The organism is Halomonas sp., assembly GCF_041689495.1.
Lineage (GTDB): Bacteria > Pseudomonadota > Gammaproteobacteria > Pseudomonadales > Halomonadaceae > Halomonas.
Genome location: NZ_JBDNGD010000020.1, coordinates 1 through 6097, shown reverse-complemented (window position 1 = coordinate 6097; position 6097 = coordinate 1). Strand labels below are relative to the sequence as shown.

The following is a 6097-nucleotide window of genomic DNA, read 5'->3' as shown; positions in this document are numbered from 1 at the left end:
GTCCTGACCTCGCTGTTCATCATTCAGGGCATGCCCTTCGAGCACATTGCCCACCTGGCGCTCGGCACCTCCATGGCCGCCATCATTCCCTCCTCGCTTTCCAGCATGATGTCACACCACCGACACGGTGCCGTTCGCTGGATGATCGTGCGCTACATCACTCCCGGCATCCTGCTCGGCACCTTCCTGGCGACCTTCATCGCCGCGCAATTGCCGACCCGTGGCCTGGCACTCTTCTTCGCCGGTTTCATGGTCATCCTGTCGCTGCAGATGCTGATCAACCTCAAGCCCAAGCCCAGCAGGGGGCTTCCCGGGCCCCTGGGCGTCAGCGGTGTCGGCCTGGGCATCGGCGGCATCTCGGCGCTGGTGGCCATCGGCGGCGGCGCCCTGACCGTCCCCTTCCTCACCTGGTGCAACGTCAAGGTCCAGCACGCCATTGGCACCTCCGCCGCCGTGGGCTTGCCGATCGCGGTGGCCGGCGGCCTGGGTTATCTGTTCAACGGCTGGGGCACCCCCGGACTCCCCGACGGCGCCTGGGGCTTCGTCTACCTGCCGGCCCTGTTGCTGATGGCGCCATTGAGCATCTTGACCGCCCCGGTGGGCGCACGCCTGGCGCACCGCCTCCCCGTCGCCACCCTAAAGCGGATCTTCGCCGTCATGCTGATGGGCCTGGCCATCCAGATGGCCTATACGGTGTTCACGGTATAGGAAGATGGTGGTGGAAAGCGCTGAAGCCAGCGCAAGGCCCTCGCTCAAAGGCGCGATAAGAGGATAGGGTGTAGGCCAGCGACGACAGCCGCCGTATCTGCACGGTTACCCTTCCATTCCACAGATCGCCAGGAACGCAGGCCGCCATGACCCTGACCAGCCACCCGGAAGAATACCCCGCCACCCTGAAGGTAATGGGCGTGGGCGGTGGCGGTGGAAACGCCATTCGCCACCTGCTCGATACCACGGACCTGCCCGGCGTCGATTTCATCGCGGTGAATACCGACGCCCAGGCCCTGGAGGCGCTTCCTCAGGGGGTCGCGCTGACCATCGGCCGCCAGCTCACCAGGGGGCGCGGCGCCGGGGCCGCGGCGGCGATCGGCCGCCAGGCCGCCGAGCAGAGCCGCGAAACTCTGCGTGCCCGGCTGGCAGGAGCCGACATGCTCTTCCTGATGGCCGGCATGGGCGGCGGCACCGGCAGCGGGGCCACGCCGATCATCGCGGGCATCGCCCGGGAGATGGGCCTGCTGACCGTGGCGGTGGTGACCCGGCCCTTCCATATCGAGGGTGGCCGGCGCCGCGACACCGCCGATGCCGCCATCGAGGCCCTGGCCGAGCAGGTGGACTGCCTGGTGGTGGTCCCCAACGACCGGCTGCTGCCCACCCTGGGGCCCTCGGCCTCGATGATGCGCGCCTTCGCCGCAGTAAACGATGTGCTCCGTCACGCGGTGGCCGGCATCGCCGAGGTGATCACCCGCCCCGGCATGATCAATATCGACTTCGCCGATGTGGAAGCCGTGATGCGCCATCCCGGGCGGGCCCGCCTGGGTACCGGCAGCGCCATGGGCGAGCGCCGCGGCCGGGATGCGGTGATGGCAGCCCTGGACCACCCCCTGCTGGAAGCCACCGACCTGATCCGGGCCGCGGGCGTGCTGGTAAGCATCACCGCCGGCCCCGACCTCTCCCTGGAGGAATTCAGCGAAATCGGCGAGCTGGTGGCCTCCTTCGCCAGCGAGGAGGCGATGATCGTGGTGGGTACGTCCATCGACATGGCCATGAGTGACCAATTGCACGTCTGCCTGGTGGCCACCGGGCTGGAGGTATCGCCCGTCGCAAAATCCCGGGGTGACACGGACCACGCAGATCGACCGACTCCTGAGGCGGCTGGGCCGGTGCCGGGGCCCAGGAGGGAGAACGAACTCCTGGATATCAACCGCTTCCTGAACGATCTGAAGCGTTAGACGGCTCGGCCGCGCGCCTGGGTGAAGAGGTATTTGGAACTATATCTATTTGGCGCTATATCAATAGCTTAAAGGAAAACACCCCAGACCACGAAAAACCGCAGAAGCTGAAGGTATTCTCTGATTCCAGGAGGCAAGATCTGTCAGAATGCCTGTTTTATGAACCTTGACCCTTCGAGAGAGCAACATGAGCGAACAGAATCTTCCCTGGACCCAATCCATGCCGGCGCCACAGTTCAAGCTGATGCGCGACATCCTGGCCGCCCCCAGCCCGGTGGGACTGGAAGCCGCGATGACCTATGGCGTGCTCAAGCCCTACTTCGAGACCTTCGCCCCGGATGGATGGCATCTACACCAGTTCAAGGGTACGGCCGGAGTGGTACTGGATACCCACCCGGACCGCGACGACCTCTTCAAGGTGATGATCATCGGCCATGCGGACAAGATCCGCATGCAGGTCCGCAGCATCGGGGACGATGGCAAGATCTGGATCAACACCGACTCCTTTCTGCCCACCGTCCTGATCGGCCACGAGGTCAAGCTGTTCAGCGAGGATCCCGAGAAGCCGGGCAGCTACCGGGTGATCGAGGGCGGCACCGTGGAGGCACTGGGTGCCATCCATTTCTCCGATACGGCGGTTCGTGCCGGTGACAAGGGCATCAAGAAGGAGCAGATCTACCTGGACCTGCAGATCCACGGCGAGAACAAGAAGCAGCAGGTTCTCAACCTGGGTGTGCGCCCAGGGGATTCCATCATCCTCGACCGACCCATCCGCCAGGGTTTCAGCCCCGATACCTTCATGGGTGCCTACCTGGACAACGGGCTGGGCTGCTTCGTCACCGCCGAGGTGGCACGCCTGATCGCCGAGGCCGGCGGTACGCAGAAGGTGCGCGTGCTCTTCGCCATCGCCACCTATGAGGAAATCGGTCGTTTCGGCAGCCGTGTGATGGCCGGCGAGCTCAAGCCAGATGCCCTGATCGGCGTGGACGTCAACCACGACTATGTCGCGGCGCCCGGGATCGGTGACAAGCGCATGCAGCCGCTGGAGATGGGCAAGGGTTTCACCATGGCGGTGGGTTCTATCGCCAGCGAGCAGCTCAACCGCATCATCGAGAGTACGGCCAAGGAGCACACCATTCCCATGCAGCGTGACATGGTCGGAGTGGATACCGGTACCGACGGCATGGCCGGCGTGCTGGCCTCAGTGGACTGTGCCGCCACCTCCATCGGCTTCCCGATCCGCAACATGCACACCATTTCAGAAACCGGCAATACCCGCGATGTCGTGGCGGCCATCCATGCCCTGACCCACACCCTCCAGGCCCTGGATGCCCTACCCGATCCCCATCGGGAATTCCTGGACCATCACCCCCGCCTGGACCAGGCCGGACGCCTGGCACACCAGGGCTCGGCCAAGCCCGACGGGGAAGAGGACAAGACAACAGCCTAAGCCGCAAGTAATGCCACTCCCGGGGACTCAGGCCTCGAAGGTCATCTCCGGGACATGGTCGGGCACCACCAGCTTGCCCGCAGTGAGTGCCTTGATCTCCTCCACAGAGACGCCCGGAGCACGCTCCTTGAGGTGGAAGGCGCCGTCCTTTATCTCCAGGTAGGCGAGGTCGGTCAGCACCCGATTGATGCAGCCCGCGCCGGTCAGCGGCAGGTTGCAGCTCTCGAGCAGCTTGGATTCGCCGTGCTTGGAGGCGTGGGTCATGGTGCAGATGATGTTCTCGGCACCGGCCACCAGGTCCATGGCGCCGCCCATGCCCTTGATCAGCTTGCCGGGGACCATCCAGGAGGCGATGTTGCCGTTCTGGTCGACCTCGAAGGCACCGAGCACCGTCAGGTCGACGTGGCCGCCGCGGATCATGGCGAAGGATTCCGCGGAGCTGAAGATCGCCGCGCCGGGCCGGGCGGTGACGGTCTGCTTGCCGGCATTGATCATGTCGGGGTCGAGCTCCTCCTCGGTGGGAAAGCGCCCCATGCCCAGCAGGCCGTTCTCGGACTGCAGCATGACGTCGATGCCGTCGGGGATGTAATTGGCGACCAGGGTGGGGATGCCGATCCCCAGGTTGACGTAGAAGCCGTCCTCGAGTTCGCGCGCCACGCGCATTGCCATCTGTTCACGGGTGAGTGCCATGGTGTTGCCTCTTGTGATCGGTAAGAACGCGCCGAGGGGGCGATGACCGCCCTCGCGGTGGTGACTGTCGGCTGTGTGACCGCTGCTGTCAGCCCTGGTGCACGGTGCGCTTCTCGATGCGCTTCTCGAAGGTGCCCTGGATCAGGCGGTCGACGTAGATGCCGGGGGTGTGGATCTGGTCGGGCTTGAGCTCGCCGGGCTCGACGATCTCCTCGACCTCGACTACGGTGATCTTCCCGGCGGTGGCCGCCATGGGGTTGAAGTTCTGGGCGGTGTCGCGGTAGACGACGTTGCCGTAGCGGTCGGCCTTCCAGCCCTTGATGATGGCGAAGTCGCCGACCACGGATTCCTCGAGAATGTAGGGGCGGCCGTTGAACTCGCGGACCTCCTTGCCCTCGCCGATGGGCGTGCCGTAGCCGGTGGCGGTATAGAAGGCGGGGATGCCGGCGCCGCCGGCGCGCATCTTCTCGGCCAGGGTGCCCTGGGGGGTAAGGATGACCTCGATCTCCTCGTTGAGCATCTGCTGCTCGAAGAGGGCGTTTTCGCCGACATAGGAGGCATAGAAGCGACGGATCTGCTTGTCCTCCAGCAGCAGGCCGAGGCCGAAGCCGTCGACGCCGCAGTTGTTGGAATACACCGTCAGGTCCTTGACCCCGCGGCGCTTGATCTCGGCGATCAGGTTCTCGGGGATGCCGCAGAGCCCGAAGCCGCCGGCGATCACGGTCATGCCGCTGTCGATACCGTCCAGTGCGTCGGCGTAGGAATAAACGCGCTTGTCGAATCCGGCCATAGGGGGCGCCTCATGTTGAGTTGAGTGGGTTCCAGGGTGGAAAGGGTTGTGTTGATTCAGTGCAGTTTCATGCGTGGCTTGAGGAAGAAATTGAGCCCGTCGACTATCACCATCAGGACCGTCTTGACCGTGCCGTGAATGGCCCGTTGGTGCATGCGATACAGCGAAGCATAGAAGAACTTCGCCAGGTGGCCCTCGAGGAAGAGGCTGCGCGCCGAAGCCCCGCGCATGAGGCTGCCGACGGCGTCGAAATGGGCAAGCGAGATCAGCGAACCGCGATCCCGGTAGACGAAGGGCTTCAGGGGCTTGCCGTCAAGCCGGGCACGCAGGTTGCGGTAGAGAAGCAGGGCCTGCTGATGGGCAGCCTGGGCCCGGGGCGGCACCGTGGAGCCGTCCTCCTGGGGACAGCTGGCACAGTCACCGAAGACGAAGATATGCGGGTCATCGAGGCTCTGCAGGGTAGAGAATACCTTGATGCGATGATTCGGCTCGGTGGACAGACCCAGGGTCGAGAGGAATTCCGGCGCCTTGATGCCGGCGGCCCAGACACAGAGGTCGGTTTCGATGCGCGTCCCGTCCTGGGTGACGATCACGCATTCCTCGACGCCGGTGGCACCGGCACCGACGATTCCGACCGTCAAACGGGAGAGAGCTTGCTGCTCGGGATCACTGTAACGCAGGAAGGTGTTGAGCATGTCATGCCGGAAGGCCTCCGCCTGCCCGGGACTGTCGAGGAAGTGACAATACTCGGCCACCCCCGGCGTCCCGAAGTCATTGCTGACACTGCCCAATGACAGCACCAGAACGTCATAGTCCAGGGTACGCGAGGGCAGGACTTCCGCGCCGCTCTCATCGAGGACGGGGGCCAGGCTAAGCTGGCGCTTTTCGCGATCCAGCCCGGAAAGTGTCCCACGCTGGAACTGGTAGCCGTTGATGCCCGCATGGCCCTGGTAGGACACCTCATCGAGGCCGGAATCGAGGGCACCCGTCGCGACCTCATGCAAGAGGGGTTTCCAGATGTGCGTGGAATTGCGATCGACCAGCACGATCTCTGCCTTGCCGCGCCGCCCCAGCTTCCGGCCCAGACGACTGACCAGTTCCAGCCCGCCTGCACCGCCGCCGACCACCACGATCCTTGCCATGCTCATGAAACGCTCCTCGGTAGTGTCACGACCTTGCGGGTCGAATCTCGCCGGACTCTCCCGGCAGTCAAGGCCT

6 protein-coding genes are annotated in these 6097 nt (G+C 64.6%); 3 read left to right on the top strand and 3 right to left on the bottom strand.

Annotated elements, in window-relative coordinates:
• From ACESMD_RS00570 to ACESMD_RS00560, 3 genes are all read left to right on the top strand, one after another.
• On the top strand, positions 1-708 hold a 708-nt coding region (locus ACESMD_RS00570; RefSeq protein ID WP_372609355.1), incomplete at its 5' end, for a sulfite exporter TauE/SafE family protein.
• Positions 709-854: 146 nt separating this feature from the next.
• The gene (gene ftsZ, locus ACESMD_RS00565; RefSeq protein WP_372609354.1) at positions 855-1949 is read left to right on the top strand and encodes a cell division protein FtsZ; all 1095 of its coding nucleotides are present in this window, start codon (positions 855-857) and stop codon (positions 1947-1949) included.
• Positions 1950-2136: 187 nt separating this feature from the next.
• The gene (locus ACESMD_RS00560) at positions 2137-3399 is read left to right on the top strand and encodes a M20/M25/M40 family metallo-hydrolase (RefSeq protein WP_372609353.1); all 1263 of its coding nucleotides are present in this window, start codon (positions 2137-2139) and stop codon (positions 3397-3399) included.
• Positions 3400-3426: 27 nt separating this feature from the next.
• Here the strand turns inward: ACESMD_RS00560 and ACESMD_RS00555 are convergent, their stop codons facing one another.
• The 3 genes from ACESMD_RS00555 to ACESMD_RS00545 form a co-directional block, all read right to left on the bottom strand.
• Complete coding sequence (locus tag ACESMD_RS00555) at positions 3427-4089, bottom strand: CoA transferase subunit B (protein ID WP_372609352.1); 663 nt, start codon at positions 4087-4089, stop codon at positions 3427-3429.
• Positions 4090-4177: 88 nt separating this feature from the next.
• Positions 4178-4879: a CoA transferase subunit A gene (locus ACESMD_RS00550; protein WP_372609351.1), complete on the bottom strand. Its 702-nt coding sequence runs from the start codon at positions 4877-4879 to the stop codon at positions 4178-4180.
• A 56-nt stretch (positions 4880-4935) separates the two neighbouring features.
• Positions 4936-6097, bottom strand: a 1162-nt coding sequence (locus tag ACESMD_RS00545) for an NAD(P)/FAD-dependent oxidoreductase (protein ID WP_372609350.1), incomplete at its 5' end; no start/stop codon positions are given.